This window comes from Streptomyces sp. NPDC002463 (genome assembly GCF_042889835.1).
Lineage (GTDB): Bacteria > Actinomycetota > Actinomycetes > Streptomycetales > Streptomycetaceae > Streptomyces > Streptomyces nymphaeiformis.
Genome location: NZ_JBIARL010000001.1, coordinates 660,583 through 687,485 on the forward strand (window position 1 = coordinate 660,583; position 26,903 = coordinate 687,485).

Sequence of the window (26,903 nt, forward strand, 5' to 3'; positions counted from 1 at the left end):
GGGCACACAATGCCGCATCTCGGTCATATTTACGCCTAGTCTGACATTGCGCTCGACCCGTTCTGTCCACCGGGCTTGCGCGTCGCGTCACCTCCGGCTACCGGGAAGGACGGCCCACCCCCCATGCCCGCTGATCTCGCCGTCATCGGCCTCGGCCACCACGGACTCCCCCTGGCCCAGGCCGCCACCGCCGCAGGCATCGACACCATCGGCTACGACACCGACCCGCGCCCCGTCGTCGAACTCGCCGCCGGGCGCTCCCCGGTCGACGGCTCGCTCACCGTCCCCGAGATCCGCCGGATGCTCGCGGGGGGCTTCCGGCCGACCACCGACCCCGCCGAGCTCGGCCGGGTCCGCACCGCCGTCCTCTGCGCCCCGACCTCCCTCGGCCCCGACCGGACCCTCGACCTCACCGCCGTCACCGACGCCGCCCGCGCGCTCGCCGCCCGGCTGCGCCCCCACACCACCGTCCTCCTGGAGTCCCCGGTCCCCCCGGGCACCACCGAGGGCCTCCTCCGCGAGGTCCTGGAGTCCGGCTCCGGCCTGCGCGCCGGCCGCGACTTCCACCTGGCGTACTCGCCCGGCCGCCTCGACCCCGGCAGCCGCACCCACGGCTACGTCGGCACCCCCAAGGTCATCGGCGGCCTCACCCCGGCCTGCACCGAGTCCGCGGCCGCCTTCTACGGCCGGCTCACCGACAAGGTGGTACGCGCGCGTGGCCCCCGCGAGGCGGAGACGGTCAAGCTCCTGGAGACCAACTTCCGGCACGTCAACATCGCCCTCGTCAACGAGATGGCGGTCCTCTGCCACGAACTCGGCGTCGACCTGTGGGACGTCATCCGCTGCGCCGAGACCAAGCCCTTCGGCTTCCAGGCCTTCCGCCCGGGACCCGGCGTCGGCGGCCACGGCGTCCCCGTCGACACGGTCGGCGCCCACCGCCCGCTGCGCCTCGTCGAGCTCGCCGGCCAGGTCAACGAGCGCATGCCGCAGTACGTCGTCCAGCGCGCCGCGACCCTCCTCAACGAGCACGGCAAGTCGGCCCGCGGCGCCCGGATCCTGCTGCTCGGCATCACCTACAAGCCCGACCTCCCCGACCGGCAGGGCTCCCCCGCCGACGAGATCGCCCGCCGCCTGATGGACCTGGGCGCGGCCGTCAGCTACCACGACCCGCACGTCCCCGACTGGCGCGTCCGCGAGCTGCCCGTCCCCCGCGCGGACTCGCTCTACGAGGCGGCCGCCCACGCCGACCTCACGGTCCTGCTCCAGCACCACCGCACGTACGACCTCCAGGGCCTCTCGGTGAAGGCCCAACTCCTCCTGGACACCCGCGGCGCGACGCCCGCCGGAGCCGCCCACCGGTTGTGAGGACGGCCCCGGCCGGAATTCCCTGTACCGGCGTCATATGCGGCTGCTAGCCTCCGGGACCACCGCGCGCACTCTTCCCGCGCGCACCGTCCCGGGGGCCCCTTCGTGTTCGTCGTCATCCTCCTGCTCCTCACGTTCTTCCTGACCGGAGGAGTCTGCGGCCTCTGGGTCGCGCTCAACGTGAAGGACTCCGCAGTCCGCCTGGAACGGTGGCACCTGCGCAACCTCGACCTGCGCGCCCAGGCCGCCGGACACCTCGGCCCGCACGGCCGGATCCTCACCGCCACCGGCTTCCGCGTGGTCGGCGGGGCACTGGCCCTGCTCGGGTTCGGGATGATCCTCGCGCCGCTGACCGCGGCGCTCCTCGGCTGACACCGTTCACGCCGACCGCACTTCTCTGTTCCCTGGGGGGATCACCACATGTCTCAGCCTGTTCCGCCGCCCGGAAACCCGTTCGCCGACGGTGCCGCGCCCCAGCAGTACCCGGTGGCCCCGCCGTCGGCGCCCGCCCGCGACAACCTGGCGCTCGGCCTGGTGGCCGCCCTGGTCGCGGCGATCGTCGCCGCGGTCGCCTATGGCGGCGTCTCCGGGGCCGTCGGGCGGGAGATCGGCTGGTTCGCCGTGGGCGTCGGGTTCCTCGTCGGCTTCGCGGCCGGCAAGACCGGCGGCAGCAACCCGGTGCTGCCCGTGGCCGGCGGCGTGCTCTCGCTCGGCGCGGTCTACCTCGGCCAGTTGATCAGCCTCGCGGTTCTGGGCGCCACGGCGCTGAACGTCTCCGCCACCGAGCTCTTCTTCGATCACTTCGACCTGCTCACGTCCGCGTGGAAGGAAGACCTGGACCCGATCACGTTCCTGTTCTTCGCCCTCGCCGCCTTCGCCGGGTTCTCCGGCGCCAGGAAGGCCGCCGGATAGCGCCCGCCCCGTACGCCGAGGGGCCCCGCACCACCCGGTGCGGGGCCCCTCGGCGTACGGACGGAAGGTCAGCGCTTGTGCTGCGCGTCCGCGACCGTGACCTCGACGCGCTGGAACTCCTTGAGCTCGCTGTAGCCCGTGGTGGCCATCGCGCGGCGCAGGGCGCCGAAGAAGTTCATCGAGCCGTCCGGGATGTGCGACGGGCCCGCGAGGATCTCCTCGGTGGTGCCGACGATGCCCAGGTCGACCAGCTTGCCGCGCGGCACGTCCTCGTGGACGGCCTCCATGCCCCAGTGGTGGCCCTTGCCGGGCGCGTCCGTGGCGCGGGCCAGCGGGGAGCCCATCATGACGGCGTCGGCGCCGCAGGCGATGGCCTTCGGGAGGTCGCCGGACCAGCCCACGCCGCCGTCGGCGATGACGTGCACGTACCGGCCGCCGGACTCGTCCATGTAGTCGCGGCGGGCCGCGGCCACGTCGGCGACCGCGGTCGCCATCGGGACCTGGATGCCCAGGACGTTACGGGTGGTGTGCGCGGCGCCGCCGCCGAAGCCGACCAGGACACCGGCCGCGCCGGTGCGCATCAGGTGCAGGGCCGCGGTGTACGTGGCGCAGCCGCCGACGATGACCGGGACGTCGAGCTCGTAGATGAACTGCTTCAGGTTCAGCGGCTCGGCCGCGCCCGAGACGTGCTCGGCGGAGACCGTCGTGCCGCGGATGACGAAGATGTCCACGCCGGCGTCGACGACGGCCTTCGAGAACTGGGCGGTGCGCTGCGGGGAGAGCGCGGCGGCGGTGACGACACCGGAGTCGCGCACCTCCTTGATGCGCTGCCCGATCAGCTCTTCCTTGATCGGGGCGGCGTAGATCTCCTGCAGACGGCGCGTCGCGGTCGCCTCGTCCAGCTCGGCGATCTCGTCGAGGAGCGGCTGCGGGTCCTCGTACCGGGTCCAGAGACCCTCCAGGTTCAGGACGCCCAGGCCGCCCAGCTCGCCGATCCGGATGGCGGTCTGCGGCGAGACGACCGAGTCCATCGGGGCGGCCAGGAACGGCAGCTCGAAGCGGTAGGCGTCGATCTGCCAGGCGATCGAGACCTCCTTCGGGTCCCGGGTGCGCCGGCTCGGGACGACGGCGATGTCGTCGAACGCGTACGCCCTGCGGCCGCGCTTGCCGCGCCCGATCTCGATCTCAGTCACGATGTGTGGCCTTTCCCTCTACGTCTGCGCCTACCAGTATCCCCGACACAAGCGTGAGGGGCGGCTCCGGCCACATGCCGGAACCGCCCCCACGGTCGCGCTGCGTTACTTCCTGCTGTAGTTCGGCGCCTCGACCGTCATCTGGATGTCGTGCGGGTGGCTCTCCTTGAGGCCCGCCGAGGTGATCCGGACGAAGCGGCCGTTCGCCTGGAGCTCCGGCACCGTGCGCCCGCCGACGTAGAACATCGACTGGCGCAGACCGCCCACCAGCTGGTGGACGACGGCCGCGAGCGGGCCGCGGTAGGGCACCTGGCCCTCGATGCCCTCGGGGACGAGCTTCTCGTCGGAGGCGACGCCCTCCTGGAAGTAGCGGTCCTTGGAGAAGGAGCGCTGCTCGCCGCGGGACTGCATGGCGCCGAGCGAGCCCATGCCGCGGTACGACTTGAACTGCTTGCCGTTGATGAAGAGCAGCTCGCCCGGGGACTCCTCGCAGCCCGCGAGCAGCGAGCCGAGCATCACCGTGTCGGCGCCGGCGACGAGGGCCTTCGCGATGTCGCCGGAGTACTGCAGACCGCCGTCACCGATGACCGGGACGCCGGCCGCCTTGGCGGCGAGGGAGGCCTCGTAGATCGCGGTGACCTGCGGGACGCCGATGCCGGCGACCACGCGGGTGGTGCAGATGGAGCCCGGGCCGACACCGACCTTGATGCCGTCGACACCGGCGTCGATCAGCGCCTGGGCGCCGTCGCGGGTGGCGACGTTTCCGCCGATGACGTCGACCGAGGAGTTCGACTTGATCTTGGCGACCATGTCGCCGACCAGGCGGGAGTGGCCGTGCGCGGTGTCGACGACGATGAAGTCGACGCCCGCCTCGATCAGGGCCTGGGCGCGCTCGTACGCGTCACCGGCGACACCGACGGCGGCGCCGACGAGCAGCCGGCCTTCCTTGTCCTTGGCGGCGTTCGGGTACTTCTCGGCCTTGACGAAGTCCTTGACCGTGATGAGGCCCTTGAGGAGGCCCGCCTCGTCGACCAGCGGCAGCTTCTCGATCTTGTGGCGGCGCAGCAGCTCCATGGCGTCCACGCCGGAGATGCCGACCTTGCCGGTGACCAGCGGCATCGGGGTCATGACCTCGCGCACCTGGCGGCTGCGGTCCGACTCGAAGGCCATGTCGCGGTTGGTGACGATGCCGAGCAGCCTGCCGGCCGGGTCGGTCACCGGGACGCCGCTGATGCGGAACTTGGCGCAGATCGCGTCGGCCTCGGCGAGCGTCGCGTCCGGGTGGACCGTGATCGGGTCGCTGACCATGCCGGACTCGGAGCGCTTCACCAGGTCGACCTGGTTGGCCTGGTCGGCGATGGAGAGGTTGCGGTGCAGCACACCGACACCGCCCTGTCGCGCCATGGCGATCGCCATGCGGGACTCGGTGACCTTGTCCATCGCGGCGGAGAGGAGCGGGATGTTCACCCGCACGTTCTTCGAGATGTACGAGGCGGTGTCGATCTGGTCGGGCGCCATGTCGGACGCGCCGGGCAGAAGCAGCACGTCGTCGTAGGTCAGCCCGAGTGTCGCGAATTTCTCGGGCACTCCGTCGACGTTGGCAGTCATGACACCTTCCCAAATGGCCTTGATCGGTGCGGGATGTCCATGCTAACGGGCTGGAGCGGTGTCTCATTCCACGAGCAAGATCACCGGGAAGCTTTGGACGTTCGCACGTGTACGAAAGGGATGACCGAGCCCGGCAAGGCTTACTGCTCGGCCAGGGCGCGCGCAGATCGGGTCACTGCTCGGCCAGCGCCCGGAGCCGGCTGAGGGCGCGGTGCTGCGCGACCCGGACGGCGCCCGGGGACATGCCGAGCATCTGCCCGGTCTCCTCGGCGGTCAGCCCGACCGCGACCCGCAGCACGAGCAGCTCGCGCTGGTTCTCCGGGAGGTTGGCGAGCAGCTTCTTGGCCCACTCGGCGTCATCGCTGAGCAGGGCCCGCTCCTCGGGACCGAGGGAGTCGTCGGGCCGCTCGGGCATCTCGTCGGAGGGGACGGCCGTGGACCCCGGGTGCCGCATGGCGGCCCGCTGGAGGTCGGCGACCTTGTGCCCGGCGATGGCGAAGACGAAGGCCTCGAAGGGCCTGCCCGTGTCCTTGTAGCGCGGCAGCGCCATCAGGACGGCGACGCAGACCTCCTGCGCGAGGTCCTCGACGAAGTGCCGTGCGTCGCCGGGCAGCCGGTTGAGGCGGGTGCGGCAGTACCGCAGGGCGAGCGGATGGACGCGCGCGAGCAGGTCATGGGTGGCCTGCGCGTCGCCGTCGACCGCGCGGTGCACGAGCGCGCCGATCTCCCCCTGCCCGGCAGGCATGGGGGAACCCACGGTCTCGTCGTCGCGCATCGCTCCATGGTGCCCCGACGCCTCTCGGTTCGCGGCACCGCGTCCGTAGTTGTGCACCGAAGCGTTATGAGCAGGTGCGCCGGCACTCATCTCCCGCGCCCTCCCCTCCCGCTCGATCGACTCGTCCCCGAGGAACTCCACATCTCAAGGATGCGGCATTCCGCGGGGAAGTGACACAAGCCCACCCCGTCCACCCCGCGACGGACGCGGGTGAGGACGGGGAGACGGCAGGTGACCTGCGATTCAGCGGACCAGGCCCCAGCGGAATCCGAGCGCGACGGCGTGCGCCCGGTCGGACGCGCCGAGCTTCTTGAAGAGGCGCCGGGCGTGGGTCTTGACCGTGTCCTCGGAGAGGAAGAGCTCGCGCCCGATCTCCGCGTTGGACCGGCCGTGGCTCATGCCTTCGAGGACCTGGATCTCGCGCGCGGTGAGGGTGGGCGCGGCGCCCATCTCGGCCGAGCGGAGGCGGCGGGGGGCGAGCCGCCAGGTCGGGTCGGCGAGGGCCTGCGTGACCGTGGCCCGCAGTTCGGCGCGCGAGGCGTCCTTGTGCAGGTAGCCACGGGCACCCGCGGCGACCGCGAGCGCGACGCCGTCGAGGTCCTCGGCGACCGTGAGCATGATGATGCGGGCGCCGGGGTCCGCGGAGAGCAGCCGGCGGACGGTCTCCACGCCGCCCAGACCGGGCATGCGTACGTCCATCAGAATCAGGTCCGAGCGGTCCGCGCCCCAGCGGCGGAGGACTTCCTCGCCGTTGGCCGCGGTGGTCACGCGCTCGACGCCGGGCACGGTCGCGACCGCGCGGCGGAGCGCCTCTCGGGCAAGCGGGGAGTCGTCGCAGACGAGGACGGATGTCATGCCTGACCTCCGCGGCTCTCGCAGCTGTTGCGCGTCACCTTGAGCCTCCAGGGCTGTACGTATCGTCACCTGTGCGGTTGACGCTCTCGGACATGTGCCCGATCGCTTCTTCCTTCAACCGCCTCGCAACTCTCAACGACGGTCACTCGAAAGAGTTACGGGTCGGACGACGTCTTCGGCACTCTACGTGAGGAGTCGTGCGCGGAGGAGAGTGTCGCAGGTCGTTCGTCCCAACATCAAAAGCTATGCCCCATTTAGCTGGTTTTCTTCCCTTTTCGCAGTGTCTGTGACTAGATTCGCAATGAGTCATATTTACATCTACTTCGACAGTAGGTGTAACCACCCGACCGCCACCCGACCTGTCGGGACCCGAGGAGCCCGGCCATCGGCCATCCACCCGCCCACCTATCCGTTCGACACGGTTTCAAGGGGACAAGCGCAATGGCAGATTTCTCCCGCCTTCCCGGACCCAACGCCGATCTGTGGGACTGGCAACTCCTCGCGGCCTGCCGCGGAGTCGACAGCTCCCTGTTCTTCCACCCCGAGGGAGAGCGCGGCGCGGCACGGAGTGCGCGTGAGAACTCGGCGAAAGAGGTCTGCATGCGGTGCCCGGTGCGCGCGGAGTGCGCGGCACACGCACTCGCCGTGCGGGAGCCCTACGGCGTATGGGGCGGCCTCACCGAGGACGAACGCGAAGAACTCATGGGACGCGCGCGCAATCGCCTGGTCACGACGGCACCGGCGGCCGCATCGGTCGCGTCGGCCGCGTCCATCGTGGAGCGTATGTGAAGGAACGTTTCCTCAACGTGCACATGAACTGAATGACTCACGCGCCCGCGCGCGCGTCATGACCACGTGTCGCGTCGCTACGTGACCACGTGTCTACGCGCGCGTGGCGGCGCGGATCAGCTCGTCGAGCGTGGCGGCCACGGCCGGCACCTGGGCGAGGTCCGGCAGCGTCAGGGCCACGATCTCCCGCTCCACGGCCGGCTCCACGGCCACCGTCCGCGCGCCCTTGGGCCGTACGGACTCGATGGCCAGTTCCGGCAGGACGGCGACGCCCAGACCGGCGCCCACCAGGCCCACCACGGCCGGGTAGTCGTCGGTGGCGAAGTCGATGCGGGGCGTGAAGCCGGCCTCCTCGCAGACGTCGACGAGCTGGCGGCGGCAGCGCGGGCAGCCCGCGATCCAGGACTCGTCCGCGAGTTCCGCGATGCCGACCGCCCCGGCGTCGGCGAGCCGGTGCCCCTCGGGCACCAGGCCGACGAGCCGGTCGGCGAGGAGCGGTCGGACCACCAGGTCGTCCCACTCGGCCTGCCCGGCCCCGTACCGGAACGCCAGGGCGATGTCGCAGTCGCCCTCGCGGAGCATCTCGATCGAGCGCGGCGGTTCGGCCTCGACGAGGGAGACCCGGGTCCCGGGGTGCGCGGCCCGCAGTGCCGCCAGCGCGGTCGGTACGAGCGTGGAGCTGCCGCTCGGGAAGGAGACCAGCCGGACGCGGCCCGCCCGGAGCCCCGCGATGGCGGCGACCTCCTCCTCGGCGGCGGTGAGCCCGGCGAGGATGCCGGAGGCGTGGCGCACCAGGACCTCGCCGGCCTGGGTGAGGCGCATCTCGCGTCCCGTACGGATCAGCAGCGGCGTGCCGGCGGAGGCTTCGAGCGCCTTCATCTGCTGGCTGACGGCGGGCTGGGTGCAGCCCAGTTCGCGCGCGGCGGCCGAGAAGGAGCCCGTGGCGGCGACGGCGCGCAGGACGCGGAGGTGGCGGGCCTCGATCATGCGTCCAGCATAAGCGACTCTTGGGTGAAGCAGCCCGTTCTCACGTGCGCCTTTGAGATCGCCCCGCCTACAGTGCCCGCATGACCTTGCTGAGTGTGAATGTGGGCCGCGCCAAGCCCGTGGAGTACACCGACGCCGCCTCGGGGATGACGGGCATCGACAAGCGTCCGGTGGAGGGGCCCGTACGGATCGAGGCGCCCGGAGCGCCCGGCGTCGGGGCGAGCGGGGTCGCCGGGGACGCGGTCTGCGACCTGCGCTTCCACGGCGGGAACGACCGGGCCGCGTACGCCTTCGCCCGGGAGGACATGGACCTGTGGGAGCGGGAGCTCGGCCGCGAACTGGCCAACGGCTCCTTCGGCGAGAACCTCACCACGCGGGGCCTCGACGTGAACGGGGCGCTGATCGGCGAGCGGTGGCGGATCGGCGAGGAGGTGGTCCTGGAGGTGACCGGCGGCCGCGTCCCGTGCCGTACGTTCGCCGGCTTCGTCGAGGAGAAGGGCTGGGTGAAGCGGTTCACGCAGTCGGAGGCCGGCCCCGGCGCGCTGCTGCGGGTGATCGTGCCGGGCGAGGTGAAGGCCGGCGACCCGATCACCGTGCTGCACCGGCCGGACCACGCCATCACCGTGGCGCGCCTGCACCGCGCCGCGACCACCGAACGCGACCAGCTGCCCGCCATGTTGGCCGCCGCCGAGTGGATGGAGTCGGGGCTCCTCGCGCTCGCCCGCCGGTACAAGGAGAAGTACGCCTCGTCGTAGCGGCGGGAGTGGGCGCCCGGGAGCCCGGCCGGGTCCGGAGGACAGGCATTAGGTTGCCCGTATGACGACTGCACTGATTACGGGCGCCACCGCGGGCATCGGGGCCGCCTTCGCACGGAGACTGGCGGCGGACGGCCACGACGTCGTGCTCGTGGCCAGGGACGTGAAGCGGCTGCGCGAGCAGGCGACCGAACTGCACGACCGGCACGGCGTCGAGGCCGAGGTGCTGGCGGCGGACCTCTCCGAGGAGAAGGGCATCGCCGCCGTCGAGGCCCGGCTCTCGGACCCGAAGCAGCCGGTGGACATGCTGGTGAACAACGCGGGCTTCGGCAACAAGGGCCGTTTCCTCGAAGTCTCCATGGCCGACGAGCTGAAGATGCTGACGGTGCACTGCGAGGCGGTGCTGCGGCTGACCTCGGCGGCGGTCACCTCGATGAAGGGCCGCCGCCGGGGCGCCGTCGTGAACGTCGCCTCGGTGGCGGCCTTCCTGCCCCGCGGCACCTACGGCGCCTCGAAGGCCTGGGTCGTGCAGTTCACCCAGGGCGCGGCGCGGGACCTCGCGGGCAGCGGGGTGCGTCTGATGGCGCTCTGCCCCGGCTTCGTACGGACCGAGTTCCACGAGCGGGCCGGGATGGGCACGGACAACATCCCGGGCTGGATGTGGCTCGACGCGGACAAGCTGGTGGCGGCGGCGCTCACCGACCTGGAGCGGGGGCGGACCCTGTCGATCCCCGACCCCCGCTACAAGGCCCTCATGGGCGTGGTGAAGCTGGCGCCGCGCGGCCTGCTCGGCGGGGTCTCCTCCAAGGCGGGCCGCAAGTACGGTCCGCAGTAGCCCTGGTTCAGGCCCCCCTTCTCCTTCGTACGCCCCGATCGTCGGAGCCGCCGTCGCCGACACGGCGTTTCCGAACCAGTCCCTGCCGCCGTTGTCCGCGATGAGCGTGCCGGCGGACAGGGCGGGGGAGCCGGCGGCGAGCCGCAGGTCGGGGTGCGGGGCGGTTCACGAAGGTGTTGTTTTGGAGTGCTCTCCCCCGCGAACGGAGAAGATTCCCACCTACCTGACGGCGGCGGGCTTGACGCGGCGTGCACGCCTGACGACTGCCCTCCCGGCAGCCGGGACGAACGCGAGGCCCATCCGGTAGAGGTGCAGGATGTTCCGGCCCGCGTTGTGGTCGGCTTTTCCTGTCCAGCCGCAGTCAGGGTTCTTGCACACGAACACGGCCTGGGACTCCCGGCTGCCAGGGGCGATGTGCCCGCAGGCCGAGCAGCGCTGGGAGGCGCCGGGTGCGGGCACCTCGTGGAGACTGCCACCCGCAAGGGCTGTCCTGTACGTCAGCAATCGGATCGTGCGGCCCCACGCCTCCGCGTGGATCGACCGGCTGAGGCCCGACTTCTGAGCGACATTCCTACCTGGCCTGTCCACCGTGCCCTTGGCGGACTTGACCATGTTCGGGATGGTGAGCGCCTCCACCACAACGGTGCTGTACTTCCTGGCCATATCGGTTGTGGTCTTGTGCTGCCAGTCCAGGTGCCTACGCTTGGCTCTCGCGCGAAGCCCTTGGATCCGGTCGTAGGTGCGCTGCAAGCGGCCGGAGGTCTTCTCCCCATGCTTGCGGGAGGTCCTGCGGTGGGCAGCCCGCCGCTCCAATCGGAGCAGGCTGCTCTGCTCCTCCTCGGTCAGCCATGAGCCGTGTGTGTAGACAGACCCGTTCGAGAGGGCAAGGGGGACGCTTACACCCACGTCGATGCCAACTTCGCTCCCCTGATGAAGCGCAGGTGTGGCTTCAAGGGTCGCGACACGGAAGGTGATGTGCCAGCCGAGCGCATCCTTCACCAACCTGGCCCCAGTGATGCGGTTCCCCTGGTTCGCCCGCTTGCCCACAGGGAGATCCTTGGTCCAGCGGAATCTGACACGGCCGATCTTTGGGATGCTGACCACACCCCAGCGGCGGTGTACTCGGCTGACATGCAAGTCCCGGCCCTGCGGAATGTCCACCGACAGCACCGACCGAGAACGCGTCTTGAACGTCGGCTCTTGCGCCCGGCCGTCCCAACAGTTTCGCCACGCCACGAGATACGTCTTCAGTACCGTCTGCGCAGCCTGCGCCGGCAGTACGCCAAGCCAATCGATCTCTTTGCGAGCCTGGCGGATGGCCGCGTCCGCAGCTACCGGCGAACGCTGGTGCTTGGGGAGCATCTGCCACCATTCATGCAGCAGATTCCACATTCCCCCGGGCGGCATGGGCTTGGTCATCAACAAGTCGGGCTTGCGCAGGCGTCAGCGCCAGCCGGGCGCGATGCCCGAACTGTCGTTTCGCCATCGCATGCCCACTCACGGGGACCAAGCTAAGTCGACTCGTTCAGCCCGAGGCAGCAATGCCGGAAGTCGACGCAGTTTGGCTCACTCTTGCACGAACCAGCTCTGCTGACGCACGGCGTGGATCGGCAGATGCTCGACCTCACAGTTCCTTCGGGTCCAAGACTTCGAGCTCTTCGAGATCGAGCTGCGTGGTGGTGCCGTTCCGCCAGGTCACGGTGAGCGTGTGGGGGCCGGTGACGTGGACGTTCGCGAGGTCGGACACGGGTGCGGGGTCGGGTTCGGCGGTGAGGGAGGCGAGGGCGACGAAGAGCGTCGCGGGGCCGCTCGTGGTGCCGTGCAGGGCCAGGGTGCGGGTCCCCGGGCCCTGCAGGGTCTCCCCGGTGGGGAGTTCCCCGGCGTCCGGCCGGTAGCCGTGGACCGGGTGGAGCTGGGCGTGCGGGCCTTCGGGGGTGACGGCCCAGCCCGTCTGCCGTACGGGCGTCCCCTCCGGGGCGCCGAGGACCAGGTGGGCGCGGAGTTCGGCGCGGCCGTGGGCGAGGGTCGCGGAGAGGACCCGGACGCCGGGCAGCGGGTGGTGGAGGGAGGCGGCCCGGTCGGGGCCGGTGCAGAGGGGGACGGCGGGGCCCCGGGTGGTGGCCTTCCCGTCGGCGAGCAGGGCGAAGTGGTTGTCGGCCTCGACGGTCCCCGTACTGGGTCCCGTACGGGTGGAGTAGGCGTGGCGGGCGTAGCCGGGGTCGTCCTCCTCGCCGGGCGCGCTGCCGACGTGGTTGCTGCCGTGGTTGTGGAGGCGTACGAGCCCGTCGGCGGCGGTGGTCTGGACGAGCAGCCCGGCGGGGGCGAAGGCGCGGACGGTGTCGGCGCGTTCGGCGGGCAGGGGTTCCTCGGGGTCGGTCCAGGCGGGGTGGTCGGCGGGCAGGAGGAGACCGAGGAAGCCCTTGGAGGCCCAGTAGGGGGAGCCGGGTCCCGAGTACTCCTGGACGAGCGGCGGGTACGGGCCGTGCCAGCCGAGGCCGAGGAGTCCGCGCTCGTCGGTGGCGCCGCGGTCGAGGAAGTACCGCAGGGTGCCGGAGGCGAGGCGGCGGGTGGTGCCGGGGGTGAGCGGGGTGTGGCCGGTGAGGGTGCCGAGCCAGGGGGCGGCGGCCGCGGCGAAGCGGTAGATCAGGGACCGCCCGTACGGGACGGGGGCGCCGTTGGCGTCGAAGAGGTGGACGTAGTCGTCGAGATGGGCGCGGAGGCGGGGCCCGTAGGTGTCGAGGAGCTGCCGGTCGCCGGCGAGGTGGGCGTGGAGGACGGGGTAGAAGTGCAGGGCCCAGGCGTTGTAGTGGTCGAAGGCGCGGTTGTCGCCGTCGCTGTACCAGCCGTCGCCGAGGTACCAGTCCTCGACGCGGGCGAGGGAGCGGTCGATCGTGGCGGCGGCGAGGCCGGTCTCGATGCCGGCGTCCTGGAGGAAGCCGGCGACGGTGAGGCCGAAGAGCCACCAGTTGTTGTCGACGGGGGACGGTGCGAGGGCGGGGCGGAGCCAGTCGGCGACCTGCTGCCGGGTGCGGTCATCGAGGCGGTCCCAGAGCCAGGGGCGGGTGAGGCGGAGGCCGAGGGCGACCGAGGCGGATTCGACGATCGCCTGGCGGGTGCCGGCCATCAGGGGCCACGCGTCCCGGTCTTCCCGTCCCGGCTTCTCGGTCCCGGCCGCGAGCCCCTCGGCGTAACGGTCGAGGTGGCCGTGCGGGTCCTCGCCGTGGGCGCCCGCGACGCGGAGGGCGGCGAGGAGGAAGGTGCGGGCCCAGCCCTCCAGGCCGTCGGAGCGGGGGCCCGACCAGCTGGGGCGGGGGCCGGGGAGGTCGACGAGGCCGCGCCTCGGGGAGGCGAACGGGCGGACGTCCAGGAGGAGTCGGTCGGCCGCGTCCTCCCAGTGGGCACGGGTCCAGCCGGTGTACGGGCTGAGCTCACGGTTCTCGGGCGGCGTGGGCATGATGCTCCCTGGGGCTCCGTGCGATGACGTCTGCGTCGCTGTCTGCGTCGTCGTCCGCATCGCCGGGAATCCTGGACAGACTCCGATCGATCGTCAAGGGAATCGGAGCGAATGATCGAAACTTCTGTCATTCGATCATTCCTGGAGCTAGGCTCGACGGACCACCACCACCGCGAGGGGGAACCGCGCCGTGCGCGAGAGTGCTGCCGAACGACACGACCGACTGCTGGCCCTGGTGCGCGAGCGCGGCACCGCCCGCGTCTCCGAACTGGCCGAACGCCTCGGGGTCTCCCCCGTCACCGCCCGCCGGGACGTCGAGGTCCTGGCCGGCCGGGGCCTGCTCGACCGGGTGCACGGCCAGGTCTCCTGGCCCCGGCGGGGGGCCGGGCCCGGCGGCGGTCGCCCCGGCGAGGGCCTGGTCCTGGGGCTGCTCGCCCCCTCCGCCACGTACTACTTCGCCGAGGTCATCAGGGGGGCGCACGAGGCGGCGGCCCGCGCCGGGGCGCGGCTCGTGCTGCGGATCTCCGACTACCGGCCGGAGGAGGACCGGGCCCGCACCGAGGGCCTGCTCGCGGCGGGCGCCGAGGGCGTCCTCGTCGCGCCGGGCTGGCGGGGGCCCGAGGACCGGCTCGCGTACGGGGACTGGCTGGCCGAACTGCCCGTGCCGGCCGTGCTCCTGGAGCGCCGCGCCGAGCCCGGCAGCCCGCTCGACGGCCTGGACCGGGTCTCCTCCGACCACGCCCACGGGGTGCTGCTCGCCCTGCGCCATCTGCTCTCGCTCGGCCACGCGACCCCGCTGCTCGTGGCCCGCCGGGACTCCCCGACCGCGCTCGCGGTGCGCGCGGGCTACGCCGAGGCGCTGGGCACGCTGGGCCTGAAGGAGCCGCGCCCGGTCATCGACTCCGTGCCGGCCGAGGCGGATCCGGAGGGCTTCGAGCGGGCGGTGCGGGCGCTGCACGAGGCCGTCGGTTCGGGCCTGGCGAGCGCGGCCCTGGTCCACAACGACGTGGACGCGATCGAGATCGTGCAGCGCCTGGCCGAGCTGGGCGTGCGGGTGCCGCAGGACCTGGCCCTGATCGCGTACGACGACGAGGTCGCCGCCCTCGCCGACACCCCGCTGACGGCGGTCGCCCCGCCGAAGCGGCAGGTGGGCCGGCACGCCACGGAACTCCTGGTGGAGCGGCTCACGGAGGGGTCCGGGGAGGAGTCGGCGCGCCGGCATCTGAGCCTGCTGCCGTGGCTGCGCGTGCGGGCCTCGTGCGGGGCGGGCACGACACCCACAGTTTGATCTTTTTTCGATCAATCAATCTTTCGCTCTTGACTTCGGTCATGAACGGTCACAGGATCACGGCCACAACCTCCCAGCCGCCCCGCCCTCAGGAGCCGTGCCGTGACCCGTACTTGGAGCAGAACGTCCCGCGTCATAGCCGGCACCGCCACCGCCCTCGCCGTCCTCACGGCCTGCGGCGGCGGCGGTGACGACGCCTCAAGCAAGCCCGACGGGCCCGTGACCATCACCTTCTGGGGCTGGGCCAAGGGCTCCAAGGACGTCGTGGACGCCTTCAACGCCTCCCACAAAGACATCCGGGTGAAGTTCGAGGAGATCCCCTCCGGCACCGCCGGCGGCTACGCCAAGATCTCCAACGCCGTGAAGGCGGGCAACGCCCCCGACCTGGTCTCCATCGAGTACTCCTCGCTCCCCGAGTTCGTGAGCTCCGGCGCCCTCCAGGACATCGGCGACCAGTTCACCGAGGCCGACCGCGCCAAGCTCCTCCCGCAGTCCGTCGAACTCACCACCCTCGGCGGGAAGTCCTGGGCCGTCCCCTTCGACGCCGCCCCGCAGGCCTTCTTCTACCGCAAGGACCTCTTCGCCAAGTACAAGCTGCAGGTCCCCACCACCTGGGACGCCTTCAAGAAGGCCGCCGAGCAGGTCAAGAAGGCCGACGCCAAGGCCCGTATCGCCACCTTCTTCCCCGACGACCCGACCACCTTCGAGGCCATGGCCTGGCAGGCCGGCGCCCAGTGGTTCAAGGCCGAGAACGACACCTGGAAGATCGACACCACCGACCCGGCCACCACCAAGGTCACCGCCTACTGGCAGGGCCTCCTCGACGCCGACCTCGTCCACAAGGACGCCTCCTTCAGCCCCGAGTGGGTCGGCTCCCTCAAGAACGGCACCACCATCGGCTACCTCGGCGCCTCCTGGGGCGCGGGCGTCCTCAAGGGCAACGTCCCCGAGCTGAGCGGCAAGTGGGCCGTCGCCCCCGTCCCCACCTGGGACGGCAAGCCCGCCAGCGGCATGCTCGGCGGCACGTCCTTCGCCGTCACCAAGGACAGCAAGCAGAAGGCCGCCGCGGTCACCTTCGCCGAGTGGATGTCCACCACCGAGGAGGGCGTGAAGGCCCGGATCGCCTCCGGCACCTCCTCCGCCTTCCCCGCCGCCGCGGCCCTGCGCCCGGTCGCCAAGAAGGCCTTCGACGCGAGCTACTACGGCGGCGAGGACATCTACGCCCTCTTCGAGGCCGCCGGCGCCTCCATCAACCCCAACTGGTCCTGGGGCCCGACCACCGGCACCACCAACACCGCGATCAAGGACCGGTTCGGCAAGATCGCCCAGGGCGGCCCGACCCTCGCCGACGCCGTCAAGGCCGGCCACGACGCCACCGTCGCCGAACTCACCAAGCGCGGCCTGAAGGTCGAGGGCTGACCGGATGAAGGCCCGCACCCGCGCCGCCACACTTCTGCTGACCCCCTTCTTCGTCCTGTTCACCGCGGTGATGGTGGTGCCGATCGGATACGCGGTCTGGCTCAGCCTCTTCACCGAGAAGCAGTCCGGACTGGGCTTCGGCGGCACCGAGACCGTCTTCACCGGACTCGACAACTACACGGCGGCGCTGGGTGAACGGGCCTTCGTCGAGGGCTTCGGCGTCCTGCTCGGGTACTGCCTGCTCTACATCCCGCTGCTGCTCGCCGGGGCCCTCGGCCTCGCCCTCCTGCTCGACTCGGCGCTCGCCCGCGCCCGCCGCTTCTTCCAGCTCGCGCTGTTCCTGCCGCACGCCGTGCCCGGCATCATCGCCGCCCTGATCTGGGTCTACCTCTACACGCCCCAGCTCAGCCCGGTCGTGCAGGCCATGGACGCCGGAGGCATCGGCTTCGACTTCTTCTCCCCCGAAGGCACCCTGCCCTCCGTCGTCAACATCGCCCTGTGGGAGTGGCTCGGCTACAACATGGTCATCTTCTACGCCGCCCTCCAGGCCATCGACCGCTCCGTCCTCGAAGCCGCCACCGTCGACGGCGCGAGCGCCTGGCGCATCGCCTTCTCCATCAAGGTCCCGCTCATCAGGTCCTCGCTCGCGATGGTCGGCCTCTTCACGATCATCGGCTCCCTCCAGCTCTTCACCGAGCCGCTCATCCTCAACAAGGGCACCGGCTCCGCCGTCACCTCCACCTGGACGCCGAACATGTACGCGTACACCGCGGCCTTCGACCGCAACGACTACGGACTCGCCGCGGCGGCCTCCGTACTCCTCGCCCTCACGGCGGCGCTGCTCTCCTTCGCGGTGACGCGCCTGACGGGCCGCCGCAAGGCGGGCACGGCGAGCGCGGCACGCGAGCGGGTCGCGGCGGGCAGGCGGGGCACGGCCCGAAAGGAGCAGCCGGCATGAGCAAGCCCCGCACCCCCTCCCTCTGGCTCTCCAGGACGGCCGTCAACGGCGCCCTGGTCCTGGCCGTCGTCTACATGCTCTTCCCGCTGGTCTGGCTGCTCACCGCCGCCACCAAGGACGCCGGAGGCCTCCTCGCCGGAAACGCCTTCTCCTTCGAGGGCTTCGACCTCGGCGGCAACCTCTCCCGGATCGCCGCGTACAACGACGGCATCTACTTCCACTGGTACGCCAACAGCCTCCTCTACGCGGGCCTCGGCGCCCTCGCCTGCTCCCTGATCAGCGTCGCCGCCGGATACGCCTTCCACGTCTACGACTTCCGGGGCAAGGAGAAGCTCTTCGGCCTCGTCCTCCTGGGCGTGCTCGTCCCCACCACCGCGCTCGCCCTGCCGATGTACCTCCTGGCCAGCGAGGTCGGCATCGTCAACACCTACTGGGCCGTCCTGATCCCGGTCCTCGTCAACCCCTTCGGCGTCTACCTCTCCCGCGTCTTCTGCGCCGGCTACATCCCCGACGAGGCCCTCGAAGCCGCCCGTATCGACGGCGCCGGCGAGATGCGCGTCTTCTGGTCCATCGGCCTGCGCATGGTCATGCCCGGCTTCGTGACCGTCTTCCTCTTCCAGTTCACCGCCGTCTGGAACAACTTCTTCCTCCCCCTGGTGATGCTCTCGGACCAGAAGCTCTACCCGCTGAGCCTCGGCCTGTACGCGTGGAACAGCAACGCCCACGCCGAACCCGACTACTACCCCCTCGTCGTCACCGGCTCCCTGCTCGCCGTCGTCCCCCTCGTCATCGCCTTCGTCTCCCTCCAGCGCCACTGGAAGGCCGGTCTGACGGCCGGCAGCGTCAAGTGAGGAAGGCCGTCATCCACGATGCACCCGACCACTGACAACCGCCCGAACCTCCTGCTGGCGATGGGCCCCGGGGTGGCCGACCGCCTCCTCACGGACACCCACCGCACCCGCCTGGCCCGACTCGCTCACACCGACCCCCATCTGGTGGCCCACGACCTGACGGCCCCCGACCCCCGGGTCGCCGCCGCGCTCGCCGAGGCCGAGATCCTCCTGACCTGCTGGGGAGCGACCCCGCTGACGGCCGAGGTCCTGGCACGGGCCCCACGGCTCAAGGCGGTCGTCCACGCGGCGGGCTCCGTCAAGCACCACATCACCGACGCCTGCTGGGAACACGGCCTCCGCGTCACCTCGGCCGCCGGGGCCAACGCGCTGCCGGTCGCGGAGTACACGCTGGCGGCGATTCTCTTCGCCGGGAAGCGGGTGCTGCGCTCGGCCCAGCGGTACGCCGAACTCCGCACCGACGACACCTGGCTCACGGAATCCACCCCCTGGGGCAACTACCGCCGCACGATCGGCATCGTCGGCGCCTCCCGCATCGGCCGCCGGGTCGTCGACCTGCTCCGCCCCTTCGACGTCGACGTCCTCCTGTACGACCCGTACGTGACGACCCCACCGCCCGGCACGGAACTGACCGACCTCGACGACCTCTGCGCCCGCAGCACGGTCGTCTCGATCCACGCGCCGCAGCTCCCCTCCACGCACCACATGATCGGCCCGGCACAGCTCGCCGCGATGCGCGCCGGCACCACCCTGATCAACACGGCCCGAGGCTCCCTGGTCGACGAGGAAGCCCTCCTCCCCCACCTCGTCACGGGCCGCCTCCACGCGATCCTCGACGTCACGGACCCGGAACTCCCCGCCCCGGACTCCCCCCTGTGGACCCTCCCGAACGTCCTCCTCACCCCCCACGTCGCCGGCTCCCTGGGCAACGAACTCCACCGGATGGCGGACCAGGCACTGGAGGAGGTGGCACGGTACGGGAGGGGCGAGCCGTTCGCGGAGGAGGTCCGGGTCTCAGACCTCCAGCGCTCGGCGTAGGCGTTCGGCCTCGGCGAGGACCAGGGGGACGGTACCGGGGTCACAGTGGAAAACGGCGGGCAGCACGTCGGACCAGGATCCGAGGTGCAGGGCGAGGGCGGTGCACTCCCGCGCCCGGGGCGGGTCCAGGGCGAGCGAGGCCATCAGGGCCGTCTTGCCCGCCCAGGCCTCCGCCCGCCACCACACGTAGCCGGTCCCGGTGCGGCAGAAGTCGCCGAGCTCCGCCAACTCCTCTTCACGGCCGAGGAGTTCGGCAGGAGCGATGCGGCGCACCTGCTCCCGGTATGCCGAGCGAACCGCCGGCGGAGCCCCGGCGACCACCCGGTTCCCGTCTCCGATCACGACGGTCCCCGCGCTGTTGTCGACCGTGACCGGACGCTTCCCCCCTGCCCGCTCCATGCGTCCAACCTAGACTGGAAAGGTCCTACCTGGGTCGGGAGGCGTCATGACATTCGTGCAGATCATCGACTGCAAGACGAGCCGGGTCGACGACCTGAACCGGCTCATGGACCGGTGGGTCGAGCAGACCAAGGGGAAGCGGACCGCGACGCACAGCATCGTCGGGAAGGACCGTTCCGACTCCTCGCACGTCGTGGAGATCGTGGAGTTCCCGTCGTACGACGTCGCCATGCGGAATTCGCAGCTTCCGGAGACCGACCGGATCTTCCGGGAGATGGTCGCGCTCTGTGACGAGATGCCGACCTTCACCGATCTGGACGTCGTCCGGGACGAGCAGATGTACAAGGCGGCCTCGCGCCGGTTCTTCGAGCTGGTCTCGATGCCCGGGGAGCTGCCGCCGCTCGACGAGGTGTTCGCCGAGGGGTACCACGACCACGATCCGAACAATCCGACCGACACGGTCGGGATGGACGCGCTGCGGCGTGAGTCCGAGATGTGGCGGTCGGCGTTCGACTTCACGTTCACCGTCGAGGACCAGATCGCCGACGGTGACCGGGCCTGCACCCGCTGGACCTGGAACGGCACCCATGTCGGCGACTTCATGGGGATCCAGCCGACCGGGATGGAGGTGAGCATGACCGGCATGGTCGTCCACCGCTTCCGGGAGGACGGGAAGGCCGTCGAGGGGTGGTGGCAGTACGACCTGCTCGGGTTGATGGAGCAGCTCGGGGCCGTGGAGGCCTAGCCAAGCAGTGAGGCCCGGTGCTCCCGCGACGGGAGCACCGGGCCTCAGCCGTCAGTCAGCTGCCTCAGTGGGAGTGGCCGTGACCGTGGCCGTGGCCGTGGTCCGCCGGCTCCTCTTCCTTCTTCTCCACCACGAGGGTCTCGGTGGTGAGGAGGAGGGAGGCGATCGAGGCGGCGTTCTCCAGGGCGGAGCGCGTCACCTTCACCGGGTCGATGACGCCGGCCTTGACCAGGTCGCCGTACTCGCCGGTCGCGGCGTTGAAGCCGTTGCCCTTCTCCAGCTCCGCCACCTTCGAGGTGATGACGTAGCCCTCGAGGCCGGCGTTCTCGGCGATCCAGCGCAGCGGCTCGACGGCGGCGCGGCGGACGACCGCGACACCCGTGGCCTCGTCGCCGGTCTTGTCGAGGTTGCCCTCGAGGACCTTGACGGCGTGGACGAGCGCGGAGCCACCACCGGAGACGATGCCCTCCTCGACCGCGGCGCGGGTCGCGGAGATGGCGTCCTCCAGACGGTGCTTCTTCTCCTTCAGCTCCACCTCGGTGGCGGCGCCGACCTTGATCACGCACACGCCGCCGGCCAGCTTCGCGAGGCGCTCCTGGAGCTTCTCGCGGTCCCAGTCGGAGTCCGTGGACTCGATCTCGGCCTTGATCTGGTTGACGCGGCCCGCGACGTCCTCGGAGTTGCCACCGCCGTCGACGATGGTGGTGTCGTCCTTGGTGATGGTCACGCGGCGGGCGGTGCCCAGCACGTCGAGACCGGCCTGGTCGAGCTTGAGGCCGACCTCCTCGGCGATGACGGTGGCGCCGGTGAGCGTCGCCATGTCGCCGAGCATCGCCTTGCGGCGGTCGCCGAAGCCGGGGGCCTTGACGGCCACGGCGTTGAACGTGCCGCGGATCTTGTTGACGACGAGGGTGGAGAGGGCCTCGCCCTCGACGTCCTCGGCGATGATCAGGAGCGGCTTGCTGGCGCCGGCCTGGATGACCTTCTCCAGGATGGGCAGCAGGTCCTGGATCGAGGAGATCTTGCCCTGGTGGATCAGGATGTACGGGTCGTCGAGGACGGCCTCCATACGCTCCTGGTCGGTCACCATGTACGGGGACAGGTAGCCCTTGTCGAAGGCCATGCCCTCGGTGAAGTCGAGCTCCAGGCCGAAGGTGTTGGACTCCTCGACGGTGATGACACCGTCCTTGCCGACCTTGTCCATCGCCTCGGCGATGAGCTCGCCGACCTGCTGGTCCTGCGCGGAGAGCGCGGCGACGGCGGCGATGTCGGACTTGTCCTCGATCGGGCGCGCGGTGGCGAGGAGCTCGTCGGAGACGGCCTTGACGGCGGCGTCGATGCCCTTCTTCAGGGCGGCCGGGGAGGCGCCGGCGGCGACGTTGCGCAGACCCTCGCGGACCAGGGCCTGGGCGAGCACGGTGGCGGTGGTGGTGCCGTCACCCGCGATGTCGTTGGTCTTGGTCGCCACCTCCTTCACGAGCTGGGCGCCGAGGTTCTCGTACGGGTCCTCGATCTCGACCTCGCGGGCGATCGTGACACCGTCGTTGGTGATGGTGGGGGCGCCGAACTTCTTGTCGATGACGACGTTGCGGCCCTTGGGGCCGATCGTCACCTTCACCGTGTCGGCAAGCTTGTTGACGCCGCGCTCAAGGGCGCGACGGGCGTCCTCGTCGAACTTCAGGATCTTCGCCATGGGAGCGGTTCAGCCCTCTCGGAATGGGGTGGAACGAACTGCGCCCCCGGACGCCCGGTGCGGGGTCAAGGGGCGCAGCTCAAAGCATCTGCTTCAGATACTTCGGTGAATTACTTCTCGACGATCGCGAGCACGTCGCGAGCCGAGAGGACGAGGTACTCCTCGCCGTTGTACTTCACCTCGGTGCCGCCGTACTTGCTGTACAGCACGATGTCGCCGGTCTTGACGTCGAGCGGCAGACGCTCGCCGTTCTCGAAGCGGCCCGGGCCCACGGCCAGGACGACGCCCTCCTGGGGCTTCTCCTTGGCGGTGTCCGGAATGACCAGGCCAGAGGCGGTGGTCTGCTCGGCGTCGAGCGGCTGGACCACGATGCGGTCCTCGAGCGGCTTGATGGCAACCTTGGAGCTGGTGGTCGTCACGATCCGACCTCCCCCTTCGGAGATCTCACGGGGTTAACTGTCTGAGGTGGCGACCAGGTGGATCCGTCGTCGCGGGTGCCGGACCTGCCCGTCGCTGTGTTGGCACTCTCCAGTGGGGAGTGCCAGGGCCGAGACTATGACCGCGATTAGCACTCGGTCAAGCGGAGTGCCAATTCATCGCTCCGTGGCGTGACCGTACGGGGTCCGCCGGCCTCTTCGCAGCGCTTCGCGTCGACCGCCGCCCGCACCCGCTGGACCGGTGAGGGGTGGGGGTTCACCCGTTCCGCCGCCTTCCGGCCGAGCCGTTCGATCGGGTCGACGGAGGAGGCGCAGGCCGGGAGGGCGAGGAGCGCGCCGGTCACGGCGAGCACGGCGAGCCACCTCACACGTAGTCCTCGAGCTTCGCGACCGCGTACCCCTTGGACGTGATCACGTTCATCACACGCCGGATCATGTCCGGCATCGTGCCCTTCCAGTCCTCCTTGCCCCGGAAATGGGTGAGGACGATGTCGCCGGGGTGCAGGTCCCGGTCCCACTCGCGCCACTCCATGTGGTCGGGGAAGGCTTCGGCGGCCCAGAGCGGGACGGCCTTGATGCCGCAGGACTTCGCGGCGGTCAGGGTGTCCTCGTTGTAGTTGCCGTACGGCGGGCGGAAGAGCGTGGGCCGCTTGCCGAACTGCTTCCCGATGACGTCCTGCATGCCGCAGATCTCGCGCTTCTGCTCGCTGTACGAGAGTGCGGGCAGGTAGCGGTGGTGGAGGGTGTGGTTGTTGAGGGCGACGCCCGACTCCTCGGACTTCTGCATCTTCGCGAAGTAACCGTAGTCGTCGTTGACGACGTAGTCGCTGAGGAAGGCGCTGTAGGGGATCCGCAGCTCCTTCATCATCTTCAGCAGCTGGGGGTCCTTCTCCGCGCCGTCGTCGATCGTCAGGAAGACGACCTTCTGCTTGGTGGGCACGGTGGTGAAGACGGGCGGCAGGCCCTCGCCGTCGGTCTCGAAGCCCTTGCGGGTGGTGATCTTCGGCTTGACGGCGGGCGGGGCGGGCGCTTCGAGCGGGGGTTTGGCGAGGCCCCATTTCTTGGCGGCGAGCACGCGGGCGGCCCGCTGCGCGCGGACCTTCTCGACGTACGCGCCGAGGGCGCCGGCGGCGGGGGCCTGCTTCTCGGCGGCGGCGGGGGCGGGCGCGCCGCGCTCGGGTGCGGCGCTGCCGGAGCAGGCCGTGGCGGCGGAGGCGAGGGCGGCCACGGCGAGCGCCGCCCCGAGCGTCCGGCGGGAGCGGTGCACACCTTTTGCCATCATCTGGTCCTTTTGTCGTACGAGCTGCATGGCGCCGCATCCTGTCAGCGCGAGAGCCCCTTCCGGGCCGCGACACCGCCGTACGGCCCCCACCGTCCCCCGGCCGGCCCACAAGCCCCGCGGGGGTGTCCCGTCGGTCGGGCCGGGCACTCCCAGGCCCCAGAATGGGACGGGTGACCGACCTCGCCTCCTTCGCCGCCCTGCTCGCCCCCGAGGGGCAGACGCTCCTCGCCGCCCTGCGCGACTACGACCCCGCGCAGGAGCTCGCGGTCGCCTCCCGGCTGCGCCGCGACCACCCCGCCGAGCTCGTCACCGCGGCCCTCGGCCAGGCACGGCTGCGGCAGCGGGCGGTGGCGAAGTTCGGCGCGGAGGACGCGTACCGGATGTACTTCACGCCCAACGGCGTCGAGCAGTCCACCCGCGCCTCGGTGGGCGCGTACCGGGCGGCCCGGATGAAGGCGCTCGGCGTCCGAGGCGTCGCGGACCTCTGCTCCGGGATCGGCGGCGACGCGATCGCCCTGGCCCGCGCCGGGATCTCCGTCCTCGCCGTCGACCGGGACCCGCTGACCGCCGAGGCCGTACGGGCCAACGCGGCCGCGCTCGGGCTCGCGGAGCTGATCGAGGTCCGGTGCGCGGACGTCACCGAGATCGACACGAGCCCGTACGACGCCGTCTTCGTCGACCCGGCGCGGCGCGGCGGCCGGGGCAGGATCTTCGACCCCGAGGCGTACTCCCCGCCGCTGTCCTGGGCGATCGAAGCGGCCCGCCGCGCCCCGCACGCCGCCCTGAAGGTGGCGCCGGGCATCCCGCACGAGGCGGTGCCGGAGGAGGCCGAGGCGGAGTGGATCTCGGACGGCGGGGACGTGAAGGAGGCCGTGCTGTGGTTCGGCACGGAGCCGGGCGCCCGCCGGGCCACCCTGCTGCCCTCCGGCGCCGGGCTCACCGGCCGGGGGCTGCCCGATCCGGAGGTCCGTGCGGTCGGCCGCTATCTGTACGAGCCGGACGGTGCCGTGATCCGCGCGCACCTCGTCGCCGAGGTCGCGGAGGAGCTGGACGGCGGCCTGATCGACGAGACGATCGCGTACGTGACGGCGGACGAGCTGAGGGAGACCCCGTACGCCGCCGCGTACGAGATCACCGACGAACTCCCCTTCAACCTGAAGAAGTTGAAGGCCCTGCTGCGGGAGCGCGAGGTCGGCACCCTCACCGTGAAGAAGCGCGGCTCGGCGGTCGAACCCGAGGAGATCCGCCGCAAGGTGAAGCCGAAGGGCCCCAACTCGGCGACGGTACTGCTCACTCGGGTCGCGGGTGCCCCGACGATGCTGATCGGGCGGCCGGCCGGCGGGGGCCGTTGAGCCGCACCGCGAAGCGGTAGTGGCCGACGGCCTTCGCCACGCCGGTCAGACCCGTGATCCAGAGGATCAGGGCGACGCCCATGCCGTACGCGACCAGGCCGTAGCCGTCGTCACGGCTGACGCCCGCCGGGACCGCGAAGCCCAGCCAGAGGCCGACCCCGCACATCGCGAACGACAGCAGCAGCCAGACGACGCTGAGGACGGGGGCGCTCACCCGGGCGTCCGTCGGACGGTGCCGGTCGAGGGCCGCCCACTGGGCGAGGCGCTCACGGACGGTCCGGTCGCGCCGCAGGCTGCGGACGGTCAGCCACACGGCCGGGACGAAGACCCCGATGCCGAGGGCCGCCACGACGACCCCGACCGCCATCGTCATCGGGTCGGGGAACGGCGCGCCGAGCGCGATGAGCAGCACGCCGATGAGTCCCCAGCCCAGTTGGAGCAGGAGGAACCAGACCAGGAACAGCGTGAGCCGCCCGACGCCGAGCAGCCGTCTGCCGAGTTCGTCGAGCGCCAGCGCCCGGTCGGCGAGCAGCGCCTCCCGGTCGGGCCAGCTCCGGAGTTCGGCGGGCGGGGGCGGCGGAGGGAACGGGGTACGCGGGGACATGTCCAGCACCCTAAGGCGCGCCGCGCCGGGACTCCTCGGCGCGGGCACCCGTCACCTCGCCCGCGCGCCCCAACAGCAGTTCCCGTTCGCTCTCGTTCCTCGTGAGCGCGGCCGCGCGCTCGAACTCCGCACGGGCCTCCTCCGTACGGCCGAGGCGGGCCAGGAGGTCGCCGCGGACGCTCGGGAGCAAGTGGTAGCGGGCCAGGGCCGGTTCGGCGGCGAGCGCGTCGACGAGGGCGAGGGCCGCGGCGGGGCCCTCGGTCATCGACACGGCGACCGCGCGGTTCAACTCGACGACCGGGGAGGGGGTGAGGGTGCCGAGCCGGTCGTAGAGCGCGGCGATGGTCGCCCAGTCCGTCTCCTCGTACGAGGCGGCCCGCGCGTGGCAGGCGGCGATCGCGGCCTGGAGGGCGTACGGCCCGTAGGCGCGGCCGTCCCCGGCGCGGGCGAGGGCCGCGTATCCGCGGCGCGTCAACAGCCGGTTCCAGCGGCTGCGGTTCTGGTCGGCGAGGAGCACCGGCCGCCCGTCGGGGCCGGTGCGGGCGGGGATGCGGGAGGCCTGGAGTTCGAGGAGGGCGGACAGGCCGTGCGCCTCGCTCTCGGCGGGCATCAGGGCGGCCAGGCCCCGGGCGAGCCGCAGCGCGTCCTCGCACAGGCCGGGCCGCAGCAGGTCGTCGCCCGCGGTCGCCGCGTACCCCTCGTTGAAGATCAGGTAGACGACCTCCAGGACGGAGCCGAGCCGGGCCGCCCGCTCCTCCCCGTACGGCACCTCGAACTCCACGCCCTCCTTCGCGAGCGTCCGCTTGGCGCGGGTGATCCGGGCCGCGACCGTCGCCTCCGGGACGAGGAAGGCACGGGCGATCTCGTCCGTCCGGAGCCCGCCGACGAGCCGCAGCGTGAGCGCCGCGCGCGCGTCGGCGGAGAGCACCGGGTGGCAGGTGGTGAAGACGAGCCGGAGCACGTCGTCGTCGATGTCGCCCGGTCCCGACGGCTCGGGGTCGTACGACTCCTCCGAGAGCGTCCGGCCCACCTCGGCGAGCTTCCGCGCGTACGTCTCGCGGCGCCGCACGAGGTCGACGGCGCGGTGCTTGGCGGCGGCCGTCAGCCAGGCCCCCGGGCTGTCCGGGACTCCTGACCGCGGCCACTGCTCCAGGGCGGAGACGAGCGCGTCCTGGGCGAGCTCCTCGGCGATGCCGACGTCACGGACGATCCGCGCCACGGTGGCGATGATCCGCGCCGACTCCATCCGGAAGACCGTCTCCAGCGTGCTCTCCACCACCGTCACGTCTCACATGACAGCACAGCGCGG

26 protein-coding genes and 1 pseudogene are annotated in these 26,903 nt (G+C 71.3%); 13 read left to right on the plus strand and 14 right to left on the minus strand.

The annotated features are described in order from the left end of the window. Positions 1-123: 123 nt before the first annotated feature. The 3 genes from ACFYX3_RS02980 to ACFYX3_RS02990 all read left to right on the plus strand — a co-directional run bounded on the left by ACFYX3_RS02980 (position 124) and on the right by ACFYX3_RS02990 (position 2,277). Positions 124-1,365, plus strand: a complete 1,242-nt coding sequence (locus tag ACFYX3_RS02980; RefSeq protein WP_382655093.1) for a nucleotide sugar dehydrogenase — start codon at positions 124-126, stop codon at positions 1,363-1,365. A gap of 105 nt (positions 1,366-1,470) precedes the next feature. Further along, a complete protein-coding gene (locus ACFYX3_RS02985) occupies positions 1,471-1,737 on the plus strand; it encodes a hypothetical protein (RefSeq protein WP_389007456.1) in 267 nt (88 codons plus the stop codon). A gap of 48 nt (positions 1,738-1,785) precedes the next feature. After that, positions 1,786-2,277, plus strand: coding sequence for a hypothetical protein (locus ACFYX3_RS02990; RefSeq protein WP_389007458.1), 492 nt, complete (start codon positions 1,786-1,788; stop codon positions 2,275-2,277). A gap of 68 nt (positions 2,278-2,345) precedes the next feature. Here ACFYX3_RS02990 and ACFYX3_RS02995 read toward each other — a convergent pair whose 3' ends face one another. From ACFYX3_RS02995 to ACFYX3_RS03010, 4 genes are all read right to left on the minus strand, one after another. Next, on the minus strand, positions 2,346-3,470 hold the full coding sequence (locus ACFYX3_RS02995) for a GuaB3 family IMP dehydrogenase-related protein (RefSeq protein WP_086828596.1): 1,125 nt from the start codon (positions 3,468-3,470) through the stop codon (positions 2,346-2,348). A gap of 105 nt (positions 3,471-3,575) precedes the next feature. Beyond that, positions 3,576-5,078, minus strand: coding sequence for an IMP dehydrogenase (gene guaB / locus ACFYX3_RS03000; protein WP_376591567.1), 1,503 nt, complete (start codon positions 5,076-5,078; stop codon positions 3,576-3,578). A 172-nt stretch (positions 5,079-5,250) separates the two neighbouring features. Then, positions 5,251-5,853 (minus strand): sigma-70 family RNA polymerase sigma factor, encoded by a 603-nt coding sequence (locus tag ACFYX3_RS03005; protein ID WP_030211429.1) that lies wholly within the window; start codon positions 5,851-5,853, stop codon positions 5,251-5,253. Between the two features lie 243 nt (positions 5,854-6,096). After that, positions 6,097-6,708: a response regulator transcription factor gene (locus ACFYX3_RS03010; protein WP_003948568.1), complete on the minus strand. Its 612-nt coding sequence runs from the start codon at positions 6,706-6,708 to the stop codon at positions 6,097-6,099. Between the two features lie 441 nt (positions 6,709-7,149). On the opposite strand from ACFYX3_RS03010, the gene ACFYX3_RS03015 reads away from it, so the two are divergent. Then, the gene (locus ACFYX3_RS03015) at positions 7,150-7,497 is read left to right on the plus strand and encodes a WhiB family transcriptional regulator (protein ID WP_352023917.1); all 348 of its coding nucleotides are present in this window, start codon (positions 7,150-7,152) and stop codon (positions 7,495-7,497) included. 93 nt (positions 7,498-7,590) lie between these two features. Here the strand turns inward: ACFYX3_RS03015 and ACFYX3_RS03020 are convergent, their stop codons facing one another. After that, a complete protein-coding gene (locus tag ACFYX3_RS03020) occupies positions 7,591-8,484 on the minus strand; it encodes a LysR family transcriptional regulator (RefSeq protein ID WP_376591562.1) in 894 nt (297 codons plus the stop codon). Positions 8,485-8,564: 80 nt separating this feature from the next. On the opposite strand from ACFYX3_RS03020, the gene ACFYX3_RS03025 reads away from it, so the two are divergent. After that, positions 8,565-9,239 (plus strand): MOSC domain-containing protein, encoded by a 675-nt coding sequence (locus ACFYX3_RS03025; protein WP_389007463.1) that lies wholly within the window; start codon positions 8,565-8,567, stop codon positions 9,237-9,239. Between the two features lie 61 nt (positions 9,240-9,300). Then, a complete protein-coding gene (locus tag ACFYX3_RS03030) occupies positions 9,301-10,074 on the plus strand; it encodes an SDR family NAD(P)-dependent oxidoreductase (protein ID WP_388771383.1) in 774 nt (257 codons plus the stop codon). Between the two features lie 219 nt (positions 10,075-10,293). Here the strand turns inward: ACFYX3_RS03030 and ACFYX3_RS03035 are convergent. Then, positions 10,294-11,560 (minus strand): annotated as a pseudogene (locus ACFYX3_RS03035) (RNA-guided endonuclease InsQ/TnpB family protein). Between the two features lie 138 nt (positions 11,561-11,698). Next, a complete protein-coding gene (locus tag ACFYX3_RS03040) occupies positions 11,699-13,528 on the minus strand; it encodes a DUF2264 domain-containing protein (RefSeq protein ID WP_389007465.1) in 1,830 nt (609 codons plus the stop codon). A gap of 190 nt (positions 13,529-13,718) precedes the next feature. On the opposite strand from ACFYX3_RS03040, the gene ACFYX3_RS03045 reads away from it, so the two are divergent. The 5 genes from ACFYX3_RS03045 (at position 13,719) to ACFYX3_RS03065 (ending at position 19,082) form a co-directional block, all read left to right on the plus strand. Continuing rightward, the gene (locus tag ACFYX3_RS03045) at positions 13,719-14,816 is read left to right on the plus strand and encodes a substrate-binding domain-containing protein (protein WP_382655072.1); all 1,098 of its coding nucleotides are present in this window, start codon (positions 13,719-13,721) and stop codon (positions 14,814-14,816) included. A gap of 102 nt (positions 14,817-14,918) precedes the next feature. Further along, positions 14,919-16,235 (plus strand): ABC transporter substrate-binding protein, encoded by a 1,317-nt coding sequence (locus ACFYX3_RS03050; RefSeq protein WP_389007468.1) that lies wholly within the window; start codon positions 14,919-14,921, stop codon positions 16,233-16,235. A gap of 4 nt (positions 16,236-16,239) precedes the next feature. Further along, the gene (locus ACFYX3_RS03055) at positions 16,240-17,193 is read left to right on the plus strand and encodes a carbohydrate ABC transporter permease (RefSeq protein ID WP_389007470.1); all 954 of its coding nucleotides are present in this window, start codon (positions 16,240-16,242) and stop codon (positions 17,191-17,193) included. Continuing rightward, positions 17,190-18,044: a carbohydrate ABC transporter permease gene (locus ACFYX3_RS03060; RefSeq protein ID WP_376591546.1), complete on the plus strand. Its 855-nt coding sequence runs from the start codon at positions 17,190-17,192 to the stop codon at positions 18,042-18,044. Before ACFYX3_RS03055 ends, ACFYX3_RS03060 begins: the two co-directional genes overlap by 4 nt. An 18-nt stretch (positions 18,045-18,062) precedes the next feature. Beyond that, positions 18,063-19,082 (plus strand): hydroxyacid dehydrogenase, encoded by a 1,020-nt coding sequence (locus ACFYX3_RS03065; RefSeq protein ID WP_389007472.1) that lies wholly within the window; start codon positions 18,063-18,065, stop codon positions 19,080-19,082. Here ACFYX3_RS03065 and ACFYX3_RS03070 read toward each other — a convergent pair. Continuing rightward, positions 19,059-19,481: a hypothetical protein gene (locus tag ACFYX3_RS03070; protein ID WP_389007474.1), complete on the minus strand. Its 423-nt coding sequence runs from the start codon at positions 19,479-19,481 to the stop codon at positions 19,059-19,061. The genes ACFYX3_RS03065 and ACFYX3_RS03070 overlap by 24 nt on opposite strands. A 46-nt stretch (positions 19,482-19,527) precedes the next feature. Between ACFYX3_RS03070 and ACFYX3_RS03075 the strand changes: the two genes are divergently transcribed. Beyond that, positions 19,528-20,226, plus strand: coding sequence for an ester cyclase (locus tag ACFYX3_RS03075; RefSeq protein ID WP_389007476.1), 699 nt, complete (start codon positions 19,528-19,530; stop codon positions 20,224-20,226). A gap of 64 nt (positions 20,227-20,290) precedes the next feature. Here the strand turns inward: ACFYX3_RS03075 and groL are convergent, their stop codons facing one another. From groL to ACFYX3_RS03095, 4 genes are all read right to left on the minus strand, one after another. Next, positions 20,291-21,919 carry a chaperonin GroEL gene (groL, locus tag ACFYX3_RS03080; RefSeq protein ID WP_041130811.1) on the minus strand — a complete coding sequence of 543 codons (1,629 nt, stop codon included), beginning with the start codon at positions 21,917-21,919 and terminating at the stop codon, positions 20,291-20,293. A gap of 110 nt (positions 21,920-22,029) precedes the next feature. Continuing rightward, positions 22,030-22,338 carry a co-chaperone GroES gene (gene groES / locus ACFYX3_RS03085; RefSeq protein ID WP_017239619.1) on the minus strand — a complete coding sequence of 103 codons (309 nt, stop codon included), beginning with the start codon at positions 22,336-22,338 and terminating at the stop codon, positions 22,030-22,032. Positions 22,339-22,484: 146 nt separating this feature from the next. Then, positions 22,485-22,724 (minus strand): hypothetical protein, encoded by a 240-nt coding sequence (locus ACFYX3_RS03090; protein ID WP_389007479.1) that lies wholly within the window; start codon positions 22,722-22,724, stop codon positions 22,485-22,487. Continuing rightward, positions 22,721-23,635, minus strand: coding sequence for a polysaccharide deacetylase family protein (locus ACFYX3_RS03095; RefSeq protein ID WP_389008088.1), 915 nt, complete (start codon positions 23,633-23,635; stop codon positions 22,721-22,723). The genes ACFYX3_RS03090 and ACFYX3_RS03095 overlap by 4 nt, the downstream gene beginning before the upstream one ends. A 164-nt stretch (positions 23,636-23,799) precedes the next feature. Between ACFYX3_RS03095 and ACFYX3_RS03100 the strand changes: the two genes are divergently transcribed. Beyond that, the gene (locus tag ACFYX3_RS03100) at positions 23,800-24,990 is read left to right on the plus strand and encodes an SAM-dependent methyltransferase (protein WP_389007481.1); all 1,191 of its coding nucleotides are present in this window, start codon (positions 23,800-23,802) and stop codon (positions 24,988-24,990) included. Here ACFYX3_RS03100 and ACFYX3_RS03105 read toward each other — a convergent pair. Together ACFYX3_RS03105 and ACFYX3_RS03110 are read right to left on the minus strand one after the other, a co-directional pair. Continuing rightward, complete coding sequence (locus tag ACFYX3_RS03105) at positions 24,929-25,594, minus strand: hypothetical protein (protein WP_389007483.1); 666 nt, start codon at positions 25,592-25,594, stop codon at positions 24,929-24,931. The two genes, ACFYX3_RS03100 and ACFYX3_RS03105, sit on opposite strands and share 62 nt — an antisense overlap. Positions 25,595-25,604: 10 nt before the next feature. Beyond that, entirely contained in the window at positions 25,605-26,840 is a 1,236-nt protein-coding gene (locus ACFYX3_RS03110) for an RNA polymerase sigma factor (protein ID WP_389008091.1), read from the minus strand. Between the last annotated feature and the right edge of the window lie 63 nt (positions 26,841-26,903).

Bases quoted from the DNA above. Each gene is read 5' to 3' on its own strand.
- ACFYX3_RS02980 (WP_382655093.1), top strand. From the start codon at position 124: ATGCCCGCTGATCTCGCCGTCATCGGCCTCGGCCACCACGGACTCCCC.
- ACFYX3_RS02990 (WP_389007458.1), top strand. From the start codon at position 1,786: ATGTCTCAGCCTGTTCCGCCGCCCGGAAACCCGTTCGCCGACGGTGCC.
- guaB (WP_376591567.1), bottom strand. From the start codon at position 5,078: ATGACTGCCAACGTCGACGGAGTGCCCGAGAAATTCGCGACACTCGGG.
- ACFYX3_RS03005 (WP_030211429.1), bottom strand. From the start codon at position 5,853: ATGCGCGACGACGAGACCGTGGGTTCCCCCATGCCTGCCGGGCAGGGG.
- ACFYX3_RS03010 (WP_003948568.1), bottom strand. From the start codon at position 6,708: ATGACATCCGTCCTCGTCTGCGACGACTCCCCGCTTGCCCGAGAGGCG.
- ACFYX3_RS03015 (WP_352023917.1), top strand. From the start codon at position 7,150: ATGGCAGATTTCTCCCGCCTTCCCGGACCCAACGCCGATCTGTGGGAC.
- ACFYX3_RS03020 (WP_376591562.1), bottom strand. From the start codon at position 8,484: ATGATCGAGGCCCGCCACCTCCGCGTCCTGCGCGCCGTCGCCGCCACG.
- ACFYX3_RS03025 (WP_389007463.1), top strand. From the start codon at position 8,565: ATGACCTTGCTGAGTGTGAATGTGGGCCGCGCCAAGCCCGTGGAGTAC.
- ACFYX3_RS03030 (WP_388771383.1), top strand. From the start codon at position 9,301: ATGACGACTGCACTGATTACGGGCGCCACCGCGGGCATCGGGGCCGCC.
- ACFYX3_RS03040 (WP_389007465.1), bottom strand. From the start codon at position 13,528: ATGCCCACGCCGCCCGAGAACCGTGAGCTCAGCCCGTACACCGGCTGG.
- ACFYX3_RS03055 (WP_389007470.1), top strand. From the start codon at position 16,240: ATGAAGGCCCGCACCCGCGCCGCCACACTTCTGCTGACCCCCTTCTTC.
- ACFYX3_RS03060 (WP_376591546.1), top strand. From the start codon at position 17,190: ATGAGCAAGCCCCGCACCCCCTCCCTCTGGCTCTCCAGGACGGCCGTC.
- ACFYX3_RS03065 (WP_389007472.1), top strand. From the start codon at position 18,063: ATGCACCCGACCACTGACAACCGCCCGAACCTCCTGCTGGCGATGGGC.
- ACFYX3_RS03070 (WP_389007474.1), bottom strand. From the start codon at position 19,481: ATGGAGCGGGCAGGGGGGAAGCGTCCGGTCACGGTCGACAACAGCGCG.
- ACFYX3_RS03075 (WP_389007476.1), top strand. From the start codon at position 19,528: ATGACATTCGTGCAGATCATCGACTGCAAGACGAGCCGGGTCGACGAC.
- groL (WP_041130811.1), bottom strand. From the start codon at position 21,919: ATGGCGAAGATCCTGAAGTTCGACGAGGACGCCCGTCGCGCCCTTGAG.
- ACFYX3_RS03095 (WP_389008088.1), bottom strand. From the start codon at position 23,635: ATGGCAAAAGGTGTGCACCGCTCCCGCCGGACGCTCGGGGCGGCGCTC.
- ACFYX3_RS03100 (WP_389007481.1), top strand. From the start codon at position 23,800: ATGGGACGGGTGACCGACCTCGCCTCCTTCGCCGCCCTGCTCGCCCCC.
- ACFYX3_RS03105 (WP_389007483.1), bottom strand. From the start codon at position 25,594: ATGTCCCCGCGTACCCCGTTCCCTCCGCCGCCCCCGCCCGCCGAACTC.
- ACFYX3_RS03110 (WP_389008091.1), bottom strand. From the start codon at position 26,840: ATGGAGTCGGCGCGGATCATCGCCACCGTGGCGCGGATCGTCCGTGAC.